13 protein-coding genes are annotated in these 16,810 nt (G+C 72.8%); 8 read left to right on the top strand and 5 right to left on the bottom strand.

Features of this window, described 5'->3' with window-relative positions:
* Nucleotides 1–274: 274 nt before the first annotated feature.
* The 4 genes from ACIBA9_RS15940 to ACIBA9_RS15925 form a co-directional block, all read right to left on the bottom strand.
* Nucleotides 275–2,530 carry a heavy metal translocating P-type ATPase gene (locus ACIBA9_RS15940; RefSeq protein ID WP_399363322.1) on the bottom strand — a complete coding sequence of 752 codons (2,256 nt, stop codon included), beginning with the start codon at nt 2,528–2,530 and terminating at the stop codon, nt 275–277.
* Between the two features lie 142 nt (nt 2,531–2,672).
* The gene (locus ACIBA9_RS15935) at nt 2,673–2,912 is read right to left on the bottom strand and encodes a heavy-metal-associated domain-containing protein (protein WP_399363320.1); all 240 of its coding nucleotides are present in this window, start codon (nt 2,910–2,912) and stop codon (nt 2,673–2,675) included.
* 74 nt (nt 2,913–2,986) lie between these two features.
* Nucleotides 2,987–3,943, bottom strand: a complete 957-nt coding sequence (locus ACIBA9_RS15930; protein ID WP_399363318.1) for a PrsW family glutamic-type intramembrane protease — start codon at nt 3,941–3,943, stop codon at nt 2,987–2,989.
* Between the two features lie 308 nt (nt 3,944–4,251).
* Nucleotides 4,252–4,452: a MerR family transcriptional regulator gene (locus ACIBA9_RS15925; protein WP_362151174.1), complete on the bottom strand. Its 201-nt coding sequence runs from the start codon at nt 4,450–4,452 to the stop codon at nt 4,252–4,254.
* A 359-nt stretch (nt 4,453–4,811) separates the two neighbouring features.
* Between ACIBA9_RS15925 and iolC the strand changes: the two genes are divergently transcribed.
* The 6 genes from iolC (at nt 4,812) to ACIBA9_RS15895 (ending at nt 12,746) form a co-directional block, all read left to right on the top strand.
* Entirely contained in the window at nt 4,812–5,762 is a 951-nt protein-coding gene (gene iolC, locus ACIBA9_RS15920) for a 5-dehydro-2-deoxygluconokinase (protein ID WP_393898527.1), read from the top strand.
* 11 nt (nt 5,763–5,773) lie between these two features.
* Complete coding sequence (locus ACIBA9_RS15915) at nt 5,774–6,706, top strand: deoxyribose-phosphate aldolase (RefSeq protein ID WP_399363316.1); 933 nt, start codon at nt 5,774–5,776, stop codon at nt 6,704–6,706.
* Nucleotides 6,707–6,714: 8 nt separating this feature from the next.
* On the top strand, nt 6,715–7,539 hold the full coding sequence (iolB, locus tag ACIBA9_RS15910; protein ID WP_362151181.1) for a 5-deoxy-glucuronate isomerase: 825 nt from the start codon (nt 6,715–6,717) through the stop codon (nt 7,537–7,539).
* The gene (gene iolD, locus ACIBA9_RS15905) at nt 7,536–9,425 is read left to right on the top strand and encodes a 3D-(3,5/4)-trihydroxycyclohexane-1,2-dione acylhydrolase (decyclizing) (RefSeq protein ID WP_399363313.1); all 1,890 of its coding nucleotides are present in this window, start codon (nt 7,536–7,538) and stop codon (nt 9,423–9,425) included. Before iolB ends, iolD begins: the two co-directional genes overlap by 4 nt.
* A 15-nt stretch (nt 9,426–9,440) precedes the next feature.
* Entirely contained in the window at nt 9,441–10,943 is a 1,503-nt protein-coding gene (mmsA, locus tag ACIBA9_RS15900) for a CoA-acylating methylmalonate-semialdehyde dehydrogenase (RefSeq protein ID WP_362151186.1), read from the top strand.
* Between the two features lie 381 nt (nt 10,944–11,324).
* A complete protein-coding gene (locus ACIBA9_RS15895; protein WP_399363311.1) occupies nt 11,325–12,746 on the top strand; it encodes an APC family permease in 1,422 nt (473 codons plus the stop codon).
* On the opposite strand, the gene ACIBA9_RS15890 is transcribed toward ACIBA9_RS15895, so the two are convergent.
* A complete protein-coding gene (locus ACIBA9_RS15890) occupies nt 12,739–13,155 on the bottom strand; it encodes a GNAT family N-acetyltransferase (RefSeq protein WP_399363309.1) in 417 nt (138 codons plus the stop codon). The two genes, ACIBA9_RS15895 and ACIBA9_RS15890, sit on opposite strands and share 8 nt — an antisense overlap.
* 124 nt (nt 13,156–13,279) lie before the next feature.
* Here ACIBA9_RS15890 and ACIBA9_RS15885 point away from each other — a divergent pair, with 124 nt between their 5' ends.
* Both ACIBA9_RS15885 and ACIBA9_RS15880 read left to right on the top strand, forming a co-directional pair.
* The gene (locus ACIBA9_RS15885; protein WP_399363307.1) at nt 13,280–15,931 is read left to right on the top strand and encodes a CocE/NonD family hydrolase; all 2,652 of its coding nucleotides are present in this window, start codon (nt 13,280–13,282) and stop codon (nt 15,929–15,931) included.
* Nucleotides 15,928–16,791, top strand: coding sequence for an ABC transporter permease (locus tag ACIBA9_RS15880; RefSeq protein WP_399363305.1), 864 nt, complete (start codon nt 15,928–15,930; stop codon nt 16,789–16,791). The genes ACIBA9_RS15885 and ACIBA9_RS15880 overlap by 4 nt, the downstream gene beginning before the upstream one ends.
* Nucleotides 16,792–16,810 lie beyond the last annotated feature (19 nt).

Below are 16,810 nucleotides of genomic sequence, written 5' to 3'. Positions count from 1 at the left end.
AGACATCCTCAGATGCCAGTCAGCGCCCCCCAAGACGCCGGCCTGACACCGCCAACTTAGACCTTCGAACCCCTTCGATGGTTACGTTCGCATCACTGTGATCTGCGTCTCTTGCATATGTCCCTTAGGTGCGCAAGAGCCCCGATACGCCGATCGAGGCTCAAGCGTAAGGATGATGCGCGAGCCTTGTGAAGAGCTTATGTGAGGCGCGCGCCGGACTCTAGGGGGACTCTTACTTCGGTTCCAGGTCAATTACCGGTGGTACCGGGCCAATTCACCGGAAGGTGCGCAGTCGCAGGCTGTTGGTGACCACGAACACCGACGAGAAGGCCATCGCGGCGCCCGCGATCATCGGGTTCAGCAGACCCAGCGCGGCCAGGGGCAGCGCGGCCACGTTGTAGCCGAAGGCCCACACGAGGTTGCCCTTGATGGTGGCGAGGGTGCGCCGGGAGAGCCGGATCGCGTCGGCCGCCACCCGCAGGTCCCCGCGCACCAGGGTCAGATCGCCCGCCTCGATCGCGGCGTCCGTGCCGGTGCCCATTGCGAGCCCCAGATCGGCCGTGGCGAGCGCCGCCGCGTCGTTGACGCCGTCGCCGACCATCGCCACGGCGCGCCCCTCGCCCTGTAGCCGTCGTACGACGTCCACCTTGTCCTCGGGGAGCACCTCGGCGATCACCTCGTCGATGCCCACGGTCCGCGCGACCGCCTCGGCGACCGTCCGGTTGTCCCCGGTGAGCAGGACCGGTGTGAGGCCGAGGGCGCGCAGCTCGCGCACCGCCTCGGCGCTGGTCTCCTTGACCGCGTCGGCGACGGCCAGGACCCCGCGGGCCCGCCCGTCCCAGCCGGCCAGGACGGCCGTACTGCCCTGACGCTCGGCCTCCTCGGCCGCGCGGGCCAGCTCCTCGGGGAGGTCGTCGGTGTTCTCCGCGAGCCGCCCCACGGCCACCTCACGGCCGTCCACGCGCCCGCGGACACCCCGCCCTGGGACGTTCTCGAAGTGCTCGGCCGCCGGCAGGACACCGGCGCGCTCCTCGGCGCCGGCGGCTATCGCGCGGGCGACGGGGTGCTCGGAGGCGTGCTCCAGGGCGCCCGCGAGCCGCAGCAGCTCCCGCTCGTCCTCGCCCTCGGCGACGCACACGGACTGGAGGGTCATCCGGCCCGTGGTGACGGTGCCGGTCTTGTCGAGGACGACGGTGTCGACGCGGCGCGTGGACTCCAGCACCTCGGGGCCCTTGATGAGGATGCCGAGCTGGGCGCCCCGGCCGGTGCCGACCATCAGCGCGGTCGGCGTGGCGAGCCCCAGGGCGCACGGGCAGGCGATGATCAGGACGGCGACGGCGGCGGTGAACGCGGCGGCCGTGTCCCCGGTGACGCCCAGCCAGACACCGAAGGTGCCGAGCGCGATGAGGATGACCACGGGCACGAACACCGCGGACACCCGGTCGGCGAGCCGCTGCACCTCGGCCTTGCCGTTCTGCGCGTCCTCCACCAGCCTGGCCATCCGGGCCAGCTGGGTGTCCGCCCCGACCCGGGCGGCCTCGACGACGAGTCGGCCGCCCGCGTTGACCGTGGCACCGGTGACCCGGTCGCCCGGACCGACGTCCACCGGCACCGATTCGCCGGTCAGCATGGCCGCGTCCACCGCGGAGACGCCCTCGACGACGGTGCCGTCGGTGGCGATCTTCTCGCCCGGCCGGACGACGAACCGGTCGCCGACCGCGAGGGAGTCCGCCGGCACGCGCACCTCGCGCCCGTCGCGCAGCACCGCCACGTCCTTGGCGCCCAGCTCCATCAGGGCCTTCAGGGCGGCCCCGGCGCGCCGCTTGGAGCGGGCCTCCAGATAGCGCCCGAGCAGGATCAGCGCGACGACCCCGGCGGCCACCTCCAGATAGACGGTGGCGGAGCCGTCCATCCGCGAGACGGTGAGGCGGAACTCCTCGTGTGTGCCGGGCATGCCCGCGTCGCCGAAGAACAGCGCCCACAGCGACCAGCCGAACGCGGCCAGCGTGCCGACCGAGACGAGGGTGTCCATGGTGGCGGCGCCGTGCCGGGCGTTGGTCCAGGCCGCCCGGTGGAAGGGGGCGCCGCCCCAGACGACGACGGGCGCGGCGAGTGTCAGCGAGAGCCACTGCCAGTTGTCGAACTGCAGCGCGGGGATCATCGACAACAGGATCACGGGCGCGGCGAGCAGCGCGGAGACGAGCAGACGGTGGCGCAGGGCGCCCAGCTCGGGGTCCCGCTCGGCGGGCTCCGGGCCCGACTCGGGCGCGGGCTGCGGCGGCGCGGGCTCCTCGGCGGTGTACCCCGTCCTCACCACGGTGGCGATCAGGTCGGCGACCTGGACGCCGTCGCCGTAGGCGACCTTCGCCTTCCCGGTGGCGTAGTTGACGGTGGCGCTCACGCCGTCCATCCGGTTGAGCTTCTTCTCGACCCGGGCGGCGCAGGAGGCGCAGGTCATGCCGCCGATGAGCAGCTCGACTCCGGCGGCCGTACCCGTGGCTATGGCCGACTCTGCGGTGGTGCTGGTCATGTCCGGACTCCAGACATCGGACCGGGGCGTACGGATCCGGTATCAGCCGGTCGGTACGGCCGGTCGGGGAAGGGGGGAACGGTTCCTCGGGGACTCGATCCCTCGGGTCCGATCCCTCGGGCCGGTCCCTGGGGCCGGTTCCTCAGGCCGTGCCGGCCAGCTCGAAACCGGCCTCGTCGACGGCGGCGCGTACGGCCTCGTCGTCCAGCGGGGACTGCGAGACGACGGTGACCTCGCCGGTCGACGCGACGGCCTTCACCGAGCTGACACCGGGGATCTGGGCGATCTCCCCGGAGACGGAACCCTCGCAGTGGCCGCAGCTCATGCCGGTCACCCGGTAGACGGCGGTGACGGAGCCCGGGGTGTCGGTCTGGGCGCTCATGTCGTTCTCCTCGTCGAGGCGTGTGGGGCCGGTGGGGCTCCCGAGGGAACCCCAATGCTCTTCACACTATACCCCTAGGGGGTATTTCTCCAAAGGGTCTCCCGGCGCGCCAGCGACAGCACCCAACCGGCCCCGGCCAGGGCGACCAGGGCCAGGCCACCGACCGAGAACAGCGTGAACAGGTGCTCTTGTCCGGCGCCCGTCGTCCCCGGGTACCCCTGGGTGCCGGTGCCGGTGCCGGTGCCGGTGCCGGTGCCGGACAGGCGGGCCGCCATCCAGGTCGCGGCGCCGCGCGTGCAGTCCCACAGGGTGTGCAGCAGGGCGGCGCCCACAAAGGCGGCGAGAACCGGCGGGGCGTACCGCAGGCGCCCGTTCACCCGGCGCAGCGACAGCAGCGCACCGCCCGCGATCGCCGTCCACAGGCCGTGGCCGAGCGGTGCGAGCACCCCCCGCAGCAGCTCCGTCTCCAGCAGGGTGCGCGGATCGGCGCCCGCGCTCGCGACGGCCGCGCCGACGGCGTACCCCGCGCTCTCCACGGCGGCGAAGCCGAAGCCCACGGCGGCCCCGAGCACCAGCCCGGCCCGGGTGCCGCGGATGCCCGGCTGGCGCCGCAGCACGAACACCAGCGCCCCCAGTCCGGCGGCCTCCTCGACCAGGGCGGTGCCGAGGAACGTCCCGGGGGAGGGGCGCAGCAGATACGACTGCGCCAGGACGGCGCCGAACAGGCCGAGCGCGCCGCCGGCCAGGAAGCAGCCGAGGACGGCGCTGACGCCGAGGTCCCGGCCGTGCCGCTCGTAGGCCCACAGGACGAAGGCGACCGGCACCAGGAAGCTGCCGAGCAGGATCAGCGCGGGCAGTGGCGCGGTGCCGCGCGTCGCGTACGCGACCCCCGCGGTCAGCGCCCACGAGGCGAGCCCGCCGTACAGACAGCGCCGCCACAGGCCCGCCGCGATGCGCGGATACGGTGGTGGCGGCTGCTGGGGGCCGGGGATGCGCGCCTTCGGTGTGCCGGGCGGCGGGAAGTGGGTCACGTGGGTCCCTAGGGCTGCTGGGCGATGGATCCGCACGGGCGATTCATCCGCACTTTAGGCAGATGTGCCGCCGGTCGCAGTCCAGGGCGCCCGGTGGGGTCACGTGCGACGCGGAACATGCGGAACCTCGGGACGGGCGGTGCCCGGTACGCCGCCGGACCCGGGCGGTCGCCGTCGCGCGCCCCGGCCTCCGTACGGCGAACCGGCCCCCTCACCCCCGGGGCGGGGCTGAGGGGGCGCGGTCATCGGGTCGTGGGGAGGCGGCCGACGCCTCGTCATGGCGGGCCGTCGGCCGGTCCGGCCGGTCGTCAGTCCTGTCTGCGGCCGCGGTTGCCGGGCCGGGAGGCGACCCAGGCGCGGACGGTGTCGGCGTACCAGTAGGGCTTGCCGCCCTCCACGTGGTCGGGCGCCGGCAGCAGCCCGTGCTTGCGATAGGACCGTACGGTGTCCGGCTGCACCCGGATGTGCGCCGCGATCTCCTTGTAGGACCAGAGCCTTCGGTCGGTCATGAGTTGCACCTCCCTGCGTGCGCCGCGGCGGCGGCCGGGGACGGTCGTCGGGGGAGCCGGGCGCTTCGTTGGCGATCACCAAGCCTGTGCCCGGTGAACGACGCTGAGTGACCGGCGGGTAGCGCCTGTCGTGCGGGTGTGACGCAGGGCCCGCGTACGCGGGACATGTGTGACGTGTTGGGGTTGTTTGTGACACAGCTGCGGCACAGGGGCGTGACGACCCGTGGGCGGGGCGCGTTGACTTCGGGCGCTCACCGTGGGCAGGGACACCGATGGATGGTCCGAATGTCCGGACAAAACATTGACAGGGCTCGGCGGGGGGACTAGAAAGCCGGGAGAGCCGTGACGAAGGGAAGCCGATGGCCTACGACCTGATCACCATGGGGCGGATCGGAGTGGACCTCTACCCGCTGCAGACCGGTGTCCCGCTCGCCCGGGTGTCGACCTTCGGCAAGTTCCTCGGCGGATCGGCGGCGAACGTCGCGGTCGCCGCGGCCCGGCTCGGCCGGCGCACCGCCGTGATCACCCGCACCGGCGACGACCCGTTCGGCGGCTATCTGCACGAGGCGCTGCGCGGCTTCGGCGTGGACGACCGCTGGGTCACCCCGGCCCCCGGGCTCCCGACCCCGGTCACCTTCTGCGAGGTCTTCCCGCCGGACGACTTCCCGCTCTACTTCTACCGGCAGCCCAAGGCGCCCGACCTGGAACTCGACGCCCGCGACCTGGACCTGGACGCCATCGGCGAGACCCGGATCTTCTGGGTGACCGGCACCGGCCTGAGCGCGGAGCCCAGCCGCACGGCGACCCTCGCGGCCCTCGCCCACCGGGCGAAGGCGGCCACGACGGTGTTCGACCTCGACTGGCGGCCGATGTTCTGGACGGACCCCGCCGCCGCGCGCCCCTTCTACGCCGAGGCCCTGCGCCACACGACGGTCGCCGTGGGGAACCTGGACGAGGTGGAGGTCGCCACCGGGGTGCGCGAGCCGTTCGCGGCGGCCCGGGCGCTGCTCGCCGCGGGTGTCGAACTCGCCGTCGTCAAGCAGGGACCCAAGGGTGTCCTCGCCGTACACCGCGACGGCACCTCGGCCGAGGTCCCGCCGCTGCCGGTCGACGTCCTCAACGGGCTGGGCGCCGGGGACGCCTTCGGCGGTGCGCTGTGCCACGGCCTGCTGGCCGGCTGGGATCTGGAGACGATCATGCGACATGCCAACGCGGCCGGGGCCATCGTCGCCTCGCGCCTGGAGTGCTCCTCCGCGATGCCGACCCCCGACGAGGTGGCCGCCGCGCTCCAGGCCGGAGCGGTGCTGTGAGGGCGGGCAGGGTGACGGGCACCCACCAGGAGGGCGGGGACGGCGCCCGGCGGCCCCGTGTCGACGTCTCCGCGCTGGTCCGCGCCCGCACCCACCACCCCGAGGCGATCGCCGAGGCCGCCGCCCGCCGGGCCCGCCGGCCCCTGCTGCGCGAGAACGGCCGGCTGATGATCGTCGCCGCCGACCACCCGGCCCGCGGAGCCCTCGGGGTCGGCGACCGGGGACTCGCCATGGCCAACCGCGCCGACCTGCTCGAACGCCTGTGCCTGGCGCTGTCCCGGCCCGGCGTCGACGGCGTCCTCGCCACCGCCGACATCCTCGACGACCTGCTCCTGCTCGGCGTCCTCGACCACAAGGTCGTCCTGGGCTCCATGAACCGCGGCGGTCTGCAAGGGGCCGGTTTCGAGCTGGACGACCGGTTCACCGGCCACCGCCCCGAGGACATCCAGCGCCTCGGCTTCGACGCGGGCAAGCTGCTGCTGCGCGTCGACTACGACGACCCGGGCTCCCTGACCACCCTGGAGTCCGCCGCCCGCGCCATCGACGGTATGGCCGCGCGCCGGCTGCCCGTCTTCGTGGAGCCGTTCATCAGCCGCCGCGGCCCCGACGGCAGACTGCGCAACGACCTGTCCGCCGAGGCGGTCACCCGGTCCATCGCCATCGCCTCCGGCCTCGGCGGCACCTCGGCCTACACCTGGCTGAAGGTGCCGGTCACCGAGAATCCCGACGACATGGCCCGGGTCATGGAGACCTCCACCCTGCCCGCCGTGCTGCTCGGCGGCGACATCGGCGACTCGCCCGAGGACCAGGACGCCGCCTACGAGAAGTGGCGGGGCGCGCTCCAACTGCCCACCGTGCGCGGCCTGGTGGTCGGCCGCTCGCTGCTGTACCCGGCGGATGGCGATGTGGCCGCCGCCGTGGACACCGCCACCGGACTGCTGTGAGGGCCCGCATGACCGGCACCGACCTGCACCTGCCCAAGGGCAGCACCGCGAACGCGCACTACGCCGTCGACATCGGCCCCGAGCGCGCCGCGTGGACGCACAGCAGCCTGCGCGTCGTGGAGTTGACGCCGGGCGGTACGCATACGTTCACCACCGGTGACGCCGAATGGATCGTGCTTCCGCTGGAAGGTGGATGTACGGTGCGAATCGAGGAGCACGAGTTCCAACTCCTGGGCCGGGAAAGTGTGTTCGCGGGCGCCTCCGACTTCGCGTACGCCCCCCGGGACTCCCGGGTCCAGATCGCCTCCGGCGCGGGAGGCCGCTTCGCCCTGGCAGGAGCGAAGTGCGAGCGACGACTCCCCGCCCGCTACGGCCCCGCGCCGGAGGTTCCGGTCGAACTTCGCGGCAGCGGCGGCTGCGCCCGCCAGGTGCGCAACTTCGCCTCCGCCGACGCCTTCGACTGCGACAAGCTCATCGCCGTCGAGGTGCTCACCCCGGGCGGCAACTGGTCGTCGTACCCGCCGCACAAGCACGACGAGGAACGGCCGGGCGAGGAGTCCGAGCTGGAGGAGATCTACTACTTCGAGATCGACGGCCCGGGCGGGCTCGGCTACCAGCGCGTGTTCCCCTCGCGCGAGGGCGGATCCGACGTCCTCGCCGAGGTCCGCTCCGGCGACGCCGTCCTCGTCCCCGACGGCTGGCACGGCCCGTCCATCGCCCAGCCCGGGCACGACATGTACTACCTGAACGTCATGGCGGGCCCGGGGAAGACCCGGGAGTGGCGGATCTGCTTCCACCCCGACCACGTAGAAAGCACAGGGGGGTACCGATGACCACCACCTCGACGACGAGGCTCACGGTCGCGCAGGCGCTGCTGCGTTTCCTCGCCGCCCAGTACACCGAGCGGGACGGCGAGCGGCACCGGCTGATCGGCGCCACCTGGGGCATCTTCGGCCACGGCAACGTCGCGGGGCTCGGTCAGGCGCTGGTCGAGTACGCGGACGTCATGCCCTACCACCAGGGCCGCAACGAGCAGTCGATGGTGCACGCGGCCGTCGGCTACGCCCGCCAGTCCAACCGGCTGTCCGCGCACGCGGTGACGACGTCGATCGGCCCCGGCGCGACGAACCTGGTCACCGGCGCCGCCCTCGCCACCGTCAACCACCTGCCGGTCCTGCTGCTGCCCGGCGACATCTTCGCCACCCGCCCCGCGGACCCGGTCCTCCAGCAGCTGGAGGTGCCCTACGCGGGCGACCTCTCGGTCAACGACACCCTGCGCCCCGTCTCCCGGTACTTCGACCGCGTCACCCGCCCCGAGCAGCTGATCCCCGGCGCGCTGCAGGCGATGCGGGTCCTCACCGACCCGGTGGAGACCGGCGCGGTCACCCTCGCGCTGCCGCAGGACGTCCAGGCCGAGGCGTACGACTGGCCGGAGGAGTTCTTCTCGACGCGCGTGTGGACCGTACGACGGCCGGGCGCGGACCCGGTCGAACTGGCGCGGGCCGTGCGGGCGATCCGCGGGGCGCGCAGGCCCCTGGTCATCGCGGGCGGCGGGGTCCACCACAGCCGCGCCGAGGAGGCCCTCGCCGACCTCGCGTCGGCCACCCGGATCCCGGTCGCCTCCACCCAGGCCGGCAAGGGCTCCCTGCGCCACGACCACCCGCAGGACGTCGGCGGCGTCGGCCACACCGGCACCGCGACCGCCGACGAGCTGGCCCGCACCGCGGACCTGGTGATCGGCGTGGGCACCCGGTACACGGACTTCACCACGGCCTCCGGCACCCTCTTCGCGAACCCGGACGTCCGTTTCCTGAACCTCAACATCGCGTCCTTCGACGGTCACAAGCTCGCCGGGCTGCCGCTGATCGCGGACGCCCGCAGCGGCCTGGCCGAGCTGACCGAGGCGCTGGCGGCGCCCCCGTACAGGGTCCGCGACGCCTACGTCGCCGAGTACACCGAGGACAAGGAGCGCTGGGAGCAGCGGGTCGACGCCTGCTTCGAGACGGACGAACCGGACACCCGGCCGTCCCAGCCGCAGGTGATCGGCGCCCTGGACGCGCTGGTGGACGAGTCCGACATCATCGTCAACGCGGCCGGTTCGCTCCCCGGCGACCTGCACAAACTGTGGCGGGCGCGCTCGCGCGACCAGTACCACCTGGAGTACGGCTACTCCTGCATGGGCTACGAGATCCCGGCCGCGATCGGCGTCAAGCTCGCCGCGCCCGGGCGGAACGTCTGGGCCCTGGTCGGTGACGGCACCTATCTGATGATGCCGACGGAGATCGTGACCGCCGTCCAGGAGGGCATCGCGATCAAGGTCCTGCTGGTGCAGAACCACGGGTACGCCTCGATCGGCGGCCTCTCGGAGTCGGTGGGCGGCGAGCGGTTCGGCACGGCCTACCGGTTCCCGGCCGAGGGCGGGGCGCTGACGGGCGCCCCGCTGCCCGTCGACCTGGCCGCCAACGTGGCCAGCCTCGGCATGCGGGTGCTGCGCGCCAGGAGCGTGCGTGACCTGCGCGCCGCGCTCGCCGAGGCGCGCGCGGCGGACACTCCCACATGTGTCTACGTGGAGACCGAAACGTCCGACACTGTGTCGGGCGCGCCTCCGGCGCAGGCCTGGTGGGATGTTCCTGTGGCAGAGACCGCGACCCGACCGTCGGCGGTCAAGGCACGTGAGCTGTACGAACGGCACGTCTCGACCCGACGCCGCCATCTGTAAAAGGAGTTTCTGGGCATGACGAAGATCGTCAACCACTGGATCGGCGGCAAGACCGTCGAAGGCGCGTCGGGTACGTACGGGCCGGTCACCGACCCCGCGACCGGCGCGGTCACCACCAAGGTCGCGTTCGCGTCGGTGGAGGAGGTGGACGCGGCCGTCGCGGCGGCCAAGGACGCCTATCTGACCTGGGGCCAGTCCTCGCTGGCCCAGCGGACCTCGATCCTGTTCAAGTTCCGGGCGCTGCTGGACGCCAACCGGGACGCCGTCGCGGAGCTGATCACGGCCGAGCACGGCAAGGTGCACTCGGACGCGCTCGGCGAGGTCGCGCGCGGCCTGGAGATCGTCGACCTTGCCTGCGGGATCAACGTCCAGCTCAAGGGCGAGCTGTCCATGCAGGTCGCCAGCCGTGTCGACGTCTCCTCGCTGCGCCAGCCGCTCGGTGTCGTCGCCGGCATCACGCCGTTCAACTTCCCGGCGATGGTCCCGATGTGGATGTTCCCGATCGCCATCGCGACCGGCAACACCTTCGTGCTGAAGCCGTCCGAGAAGGACCCCTCGGCCTCCCTCAAGATCGCCGAGCTGCTGGCCGAGGCCGGTCTGCCGGACGGCGTCTTCAACGTCGTCCACGGCGACAAGGTGGCCGTCGACCGGCTGCTGGAGCACCCGGACGTCAAGGCCGTCTCCTTCGTCGGCTCGACCCCGATCGCCCGCCACATCCACACCACCGCCTCCGCCAACGGCAAGCGGGTCCAGGCGCTGGGCGGTGCCAAGAACCACATGCTGGTCCTGCCGGACGCCGACCTGGACGCGGCCGCCGACGCGGCGGTCTCGGCGGCCTACGGCTCCGCGGGTGAGCGCTGCATGGCCATCTCCGCCGTCGTCGCGGTCGGCGCCATCGGCGACGAACTGGTCGACAAGATCCGCGAGCGGGCCGAGAAGATCAAGATCGGCCCCGGCAACGACCCGACGAGCGAGATGGGCCCGCTGATCACCAAGGCCCACCGGGACAAGGTGGCCTCCTACGTGGAGGGCGCGGCGGCCGAGGGCGCCGAGGTCGTGCTCGACGGCACCGGCTACACCGTGGAGGGCTTCGAGGACGGCCACTGGATCGGCATCTCGCTGCTCGACAAGGTGCCGACCAGTGCCAAGGCCTACCAGGACGAGATCTTCGGCCCGGTGCTGTGCGTCCTGCGCGCCGAGACCTACGAGGAGGGCCTGGCCCTCATCAACGCCTCGCCGTTCGGCAACGGCACCGCGATCTTCACCCGGGACGGCGGCGCCGCCCGCCGCTTCCAGCTGGAGGTCGAGGCCGGCATGGTCGGCGTGAACGTCCCGATCCCGGTCCCGGTCGGCTACCACTCCTTCGGTGGCTGGAAGGACTCGCTCTTCGGCGACCACCACATCTACGGCAACGACGGCACGCACTTCTACACCCGCGGCAAGGTCGTCACCACCCGCTGGCCCGACCCGGCCGACGCCCCGGCCGGCGTGGACCTCGGGTTCCCGCGCAACCACTGAGCACCGCCACCCCTCGTCAGGCCGTCCGGATTCCGGACGGCCTGACATTTTTTTGACACGTTGGCTGCGGTTCCCGTTCACGTCGGACGAAACGGGTGACGAAGGAGTTTCCGTGCAATGACCTTTGAATGCAAGGTCACATTCACCAAAGGCTTGCTGGATGCCCTTATAGGGCTTCGAGACCTAGGAATGTGATCCGGCGAGAGGCCGTCCGCAAGTGCGGATTCCGAAGGCAATCGGCCATTGACGTGATGGTTTTCGTCGGGGTTCTCTAGGCAGCGCCGGGAGCGGACGAGACGAGACGAACGCACGACGATCCGCCGGAGGCGATAGCGCTCCCGACCCCCATCCTCAGTCGCACCAGTCGATCGGAACCGCCGCATGACCGACACGCTCCGCCCTGTCGAGACAGCCGTCACGGAAGCCTCCGCGGCGGCCGCCGACAGCCCTCAGAAGCTCAAGCGTTCCATCGGCGTCGTCGGCGGCACCCTGCTGACGCTCTCCTGCGTCACGCCGGCCTCCACGCTCTTCGTGGTCGTCCCCGACCTGTTCGGCTCCCTCGGCACCGCCACCGCCCTGACGATCGCCATCGGCTCCCTCCTCTGTATCGCCGTGGCGTTCTGCTACTCCGAGCTGGGCACCCTCATCCCCAGCGCGGGCGGCGAGTACGCCATGGTGTCGACGCTGGCCGGGCGGCTCACGGGCTGGCTCGTCTTCGTGCTCTCCCTGCTGGTCGTCATGATCGTGCCGCCCGTGATCGCGATGGGCACGGCCGACTACCTCGCCCCCATCGTGCACCTCGACCCCGCGATGACCGGCGCCGGCGTGATGCTGCTCGCCACCCTCGCCGGCCTGCTCGACCTGCGCGCCAACGCCTGGATCACCGGCATCTTCCTGGTCCTGGAGGTCATCGCCGCCGGCATCGTCGCCCTGCTCGGCTTCACCCACAGCCACCGCGGTGTCGGCAGCCTGGTCTCCATGCAGGTGGCCGGCGGGAACGGCCACACGAACACCGTGACGGCCATGCTCGTCGTCTCCGGCCTCGCCATCGCCCTCTTCGTCACCCAGGGCTTCTCGACCGCCGTCTACCTCTCCGAGGAACTGGAGCACCCCCGCCGCAACGTGGCCCGCACGGTGCTCGCCACGCTGGCCATCTCCACCGTGATCATCCTGGTCCCCGTCGCCGCCATCACCCTGGGCGCCGGCAACCTCGAGGAACTGACCGGCGGCGACATCAGCTCCATGGTCACCGCCTGGTCCAACTCCGCCGTCGGCACCTTCGTCAGCCTCTGCGTGGCCCTCGCCATCATCAACGCGGGCATCGTCATGGTGATCCAGAACTCCCGCGTCCTGTTCGCCTCCGCCCGCGACAAGGCCTGGCCCGGCCCGGTCAACAACGTCTTCTCCAAGCTCGGCCGCTTCGGCTCACCGTGGGTCGCCACGCTCGCCGTCGGCGTCCCCGGCGCGCTGCTGTGCTTCGTCAACCTGGACACCCTGTACGGCGTCACCGGCGTCTCGGTGACCGGCATGTACCTGCTGGTCGCGGTCGCCGCCCTGCTGGCCCGGCGCGGCTCCCACAAGCACACCGCCGCCTGGCGGATGCCGCTGTGGCCCGCGGTGCCGGTCCTGCTGATCGCGGTCCTCGCCTACATCCTCACCCAGCAGGAGACGAGCTACCTGCTGTGGACCGGCGGCATCACGGCCGTCGCCACCCTCTACTGGGCCTTCTACCTCCGCCCGCGCCGCGAGACCCGCTGGCTGGTGTCGATCCCCGAGGACGAACAGCCCGCACCGGTCAGCTGAAGTCCCACGCCACCACCGAACACGTACCGTCGTCCTCGCCGCCCGCACCGCGATAGGCGGCGAGGGCCACGTCGTTGCCGGTGTCGACCCCGACCCACATGCCGTGGCAGCCCCGCTCCCGGGCCAGCTCGGCCAGCCGCTCCACCAGAGCCCGCCCGATGCCCCGGCGCCGGTACGGCTCGGCCACGGCCAGCTCGTACAGGAACATCTCGGCGCCCTTGTCGGGGTGCACGGTCTCGACGCCGCTGACGAAGCCGACGGGCGCCTCGGCACCGTCCTCGTACGCGAGGAGCAGATGGTGCCCGGCCGTCCCGAGGAAACGCTCCGCCCACTCGGGGCGCACCGGGTCGTCGAACAGCGGCCCCGCGGCGGTGAGCTGGGCGACGGTGGTGGCCCGGCGAATGTCCATGGGCCTTCGTACCACGCCTGGTGTACGTCCGGCGCGGCCCGTACGCCGCGAGGAGGGTGCCCGGGGCGCACGGTTCAGCCCCGCGGCCGGGTCGGTTGTCGGTGGGGGCCCGTACCGTTGACCCATGGATCTTCGACTGCCCGCACCGCGGGAGCTGCTGCGGCGGCCGCGCCGGCTTCTCGCCGCCGTGGCCGCCGTCGTGGTGCTCGCCGGCGCCGGGACCTGGACGGCGGCCCTCGCCTCCGACGACACACCCGCGGTGCGCGTCAGCGACCAGGTCATGGCGGTCGACGGCGCGCGCCTGGACACCTCGTTCTTCACCCCGGCCGCCGCCGGCCGACGCCCCGCCGTCCTGCTCGCCCACGGCTTCGGCGGCAGCAAGGACGACCTGCGGCAGCAGGCCGAGGACCTCGCCCGGCACGGGTACGCGGTCCTGACCTGGTCCGCGCGCGGCTTCGGCCGGTCCACCGGGAAGATCGGTCTCAACGACCCCCGGCGCGAGGTCGCCGACGTCTCCCGCCTCATCGACTGGCTGGCCGAGCGGCCCCAGGTGCGGCTCGACAAGCCCGGCGACCCCCGGGTCGGCGTGGCCGGCGCCTCCTACGGCGGCGCGATCTCCCTGCTCGCCGCCGGACACGACCGCCGGGTCGACGCCATCGCCCCGGCCGTCACCTACTGGAACCTCGCGGACGCCCTCTTCCCGAACGGCGTGTTCAAGAAGCTGTGGGCCGGCGTCTTCCTCAACACCGGCGGCGGCTGCGCCCGCTTCGAGCCCGCGCTGTGCAGGATGTACGACCGCGTCGCCGAGTCCGGCGTCCCGGACGCGTCCGCACGCGACCTGCTCCAGGCGCGCTCGCCGTCCGCCGTCGGCGACCGCGTCAAGGTGCCCACCCTGCTGATCCAGGGCCAGACCGACTCCCTGTTCACCCTCGACCAGGCCGACGCCGCCGCGCGGGCGATCCGCGCGTCCGGCGCCCCCGTGGACGTCGACTGGATCGCCGGCGGACACGACGGCGGGAACATGGAGACCGGCCGGGTGCAGAGCCGTGTGCGCGCCTGGTTCGACCGGTACCTCAAGGGCGACACGAGCACCGACACCGGCCCGGCCTTCCGGGTCACCCGCACCGGAGGCGTCGACACCACCGACGGCACCGCCCGGCTGCGCGGCGCGAGCGCCGGCACCTACCCCGGCCTGCACGACCACCGCCGGGCCATCGCCCTGACCGGCGGCGAGCAGCGCGTCGCCAACCCGGCCGGCGCCAGCCCGCCCGGCGTCTCGGCGCTGCCCGGCCTCGGCGGTTCCGGCGGCCTCTCCCAGCTGTCCGCGCTCGGCGTCGGCCTCTCGCTCGACTTCCCCGGTCAGTACGCGAAGTTCGACTCGGCGCCGCTCGCCCACGATCTGCGGATCACCGGCGCACCGACCGCCACCGTGCACATCACCTCCACCCGCGACGACGCCGTCCTCTTCGGCAAGGTCTACGACGTCGGCCCCGACGGCACCCGGCAGGTCCTGCCCTCCCAACTGGTGACCGCCTTCCGGGTCACCGGCGCCGGAGCCGGCAAGGACGTCACCGTCAGCCTCCCGGCGATCGACCACGAGGTGCAGAAGGGCCACCGCCTCCGCCTGGTCCTCGCCTCCACCGACCTCGGCTACGCCTCCCCGGCCGCCCCGGCCACCTACACCGTCTCCCTGAAGGGCGACCTCGCCGCGCCGACGGCCCCCGCCGTCACCACCGCCGCCGCGCCCCTGCCCGCCTGGGTCTGGTGGCTGCCCGCGGCCGGGGCGCTCGCCGCGCTCGCCCTGCTGCTGACCGGCCGCCGCCGGACGGCCGCCCCCGCGCCCGACGCGGAGTCGGCCGAAGTCCCGCTCGTGATCAGGGACCTGAGCAAGCGCTACGCCCGCTCCGCCGACCGGTACGCGGTGCGTGGGCTGTCCTTCCGGGTGGAGAAGGGCCAGGTGCTCGGCCTGCTCGGACCCAACGGCGCGGGCAAGACCACCACCCTGCGCATGCTCATGGGCCTGATCACCCCGGACGAAGGGGAGATCCGCGTCTTCGGCCACGCCGTCCGGCCCGGCGCCCCGGTGCTGTCCCGGGTCGGCGCGTTCGTGGAGGGCGCCGGCTTCCTGCCGCACCTGTCCGGCCGGGAGAACCTGGAGCTGTACTGGCGGGCCACCGGCCGCCCACCCGAGGACGCCCACCTGGACGAGGCTCTGCGGATCGCCGGACTCGGCGGCGCGCTCGCCCGCGCGGTGCGCACCTACTCGCAGGGCATGCGCCAGCGCCTGGCCATCGCCCAGGCCATGCTCGGCCTGCCCGACCTGCTCATCCTCGACGAACCCACCAACGGCCTCGACCCGCCCCAGATCCGCGAGATGCGCGAGGTGATGATCCGCTACGCCGCCGCCGGCCGCACCGTGATCGTCTCCAGCCATCTCCTCGCCGAGGTCGAGCAGTCCTGCACCCACCTGGTGGTGATGGACCGCGGCCGCCTCGTCCAGGCCGGCCCGGTCCGCGAGATCATCGGCTCCGGCGACACCCTGCTGGTCGGCACCGCCACCCCCGTGGAGGAGCCGGTCATGGAGAAGGTGGCGGCGCTCCCCGGGGTCGCCTCCGCCGTCCGCACCGACGACGGACTACTCGTCCGGCTCGACCCCGGAGCCACCGCCGAGCGGCTGGTCGCGGAGCTGGTGCGACTGTCGGTACCGGTCGCCTCGGTCGGACCTCACCGCCGCCTCGAAGACGCCTTCCTCACCCTGATCGGAGGTTCCGCATGAGCACGCTCACCGAGCGCGCCGAGACGGCGTCCGGCTATCGCGCGGGCCGCACCCTGCCCCTGCGCGTGGAGCTGGTCCGCCAGCTCAAGCGGCGCCGCACCCTGGTCATGGGGACGATCCTCGCGGTCCTGCCGTTCGTGCTGCTGATCGCCTTCGCCGTCGGCGGCACGCCGGGCGGCCGCGACAACCGGGTCACGCTGATGGACACGGCCACCGCGTCGGGAGCCAACTTCGCCGCCGTGAACCTGTTCGTGTCGGCGGGCTTCCTGCTGGTGATCCCGGTCGCCCTGTTCTGCGGGGACACCGTGGCCTCGGAGGCGAGCTGGTCCTCCCTGCGCTATCTGCTGGCCGCCCCCGTCCCCCGGGCCCGGCTGCTGTGGTCCAAGCTCGTCGTGGCGCTCGGGCTGAGTCTCGCCGCGATGGTGCTGCTGCCGCTCGTCGCCCTCGCCGCCGGCACCGTCGCCTACGGCTGGGGCCCGCTGCGGATCCCCACCGGCGGCGCGCTGGACACCGGTACGGCGGCGCAGCGGCTCGTGGTGGCCGTGGCATACATCTTCGTGTCCCAGCTCGTCACCGCCGCACTGGCGTTCTGGTTGTCGACCAGGACGGACGCCCCGCTCGGCGCGGTCGGCGGCGCGGTGGGCCTGACCATCGTCGGCAACGTCCTGGACGCGGTCACCGCCCTCGGCCACTGGCGCGACTTCCTGCCCGCGCACTGGCAGTTCGCCTGGGCCGACGCCATACAGCCGCACCTGGAGTGGTCGGGCATGATCCAGGGCGCGGTGATCTCGGCGACCTACGCCGTCGTGCTGTTCGCCCTGGCCTTCCGGGGCTTCGCCCACAAGGACGTCGTCTCCTAGCAGGCACCGGGGCGCGCAC

Source organism: Streptomyces sp. NPDC051452, from assembly GCF_044454765.1.
Classification (GTDB): domain Bacteria; phylum Actinomycetota; class Actinomycetes; order Streptomycetales; family Streptomycetaceae; genus Streptomyces.
The sequence above is the reverse complement of the archived record's forward strand: the minus strand, read 5'-3'. Positions and strand labels throughout refer to the sequence as shown.

Bases quoted from the DNA above. Each gene is read 5' to 3' on its own strand.
- ACIBA9_RS15940 (WP_399363322.1), bottom strand. From the start codon at position 2,530: ATGACCAGCACCACCGCAGAGTCGGCCATAGCCACGGGTACGGCCGCC.
- ACIBA9_RS15935 (WP_399363320.1), bottom strand. From the start codon at position 2,912: ATGAGCGCCCAGACCGACACCCCGGGCTCCGTCACCGCCGTCTACCGG.
- ACIBA9_RS15925 (WP_362151174.1), bottom strand. From the start codon at position 4,452: ATGACCGACCGAAGGCTCTGGTCCTACAAGGAGATCGCGGCGCACATC.
- iolC (WP_393898527.1), top strand. From the start codon at position 4,812: ATGGCCTACGACCTGATCACCATGGGGCGGATCGGAGTGGACCTCTAC.
- iolB (WP_362151181.1), top strand. From the start codon at position 6,715: ATGACCGGCACCGACCTGCACCTGCCCAAGGGCAGCACCGCGAACGCG.
- iolD (WP_399363313.1), top strand. From the start codon at position 7,536: ATGACCACCACCTCGACGACGAGGCTCACGGTCGCGCAGGCGCTGCTG.
- mmsA (WP_362151186.1), top strand. From the start codon at position 9,441: ATGACGAAGATCGTCAACCACTGGATCGGCGGCAAGACCGTCGAAGGC.
- ACIBA9_RS15895 (WP_399363311.1), top strand. From the start codon at position 11,325: ATGACCGACACGCTCCGCCCTGTCGAGACAGCCGTCACGGAAGCCTCC.
- ACIBA9_RS15890 (WP_399363309.1), bottom strand. From the start codon at position 13,155: ATGGACATTCGCCGGGCCACCACCGTCGCCCAGCTCACCGCCGCGGGG.
- ACIBA9_RS15885 (WP_399363307.1), top strand. From the start codon at position 13,280: ATGGATCTTCGACTGCCCGCACCGCGGGAGCTGCTGCGGCGGCCGCGC.
- ACIBA9_RS15880 (WP_399363305.1), top strand. From the start codon at position 15,928: ATGAGCACGCTCACCGAGCGCGCCGAGACGGCGTCCGGCTATCGCGCG.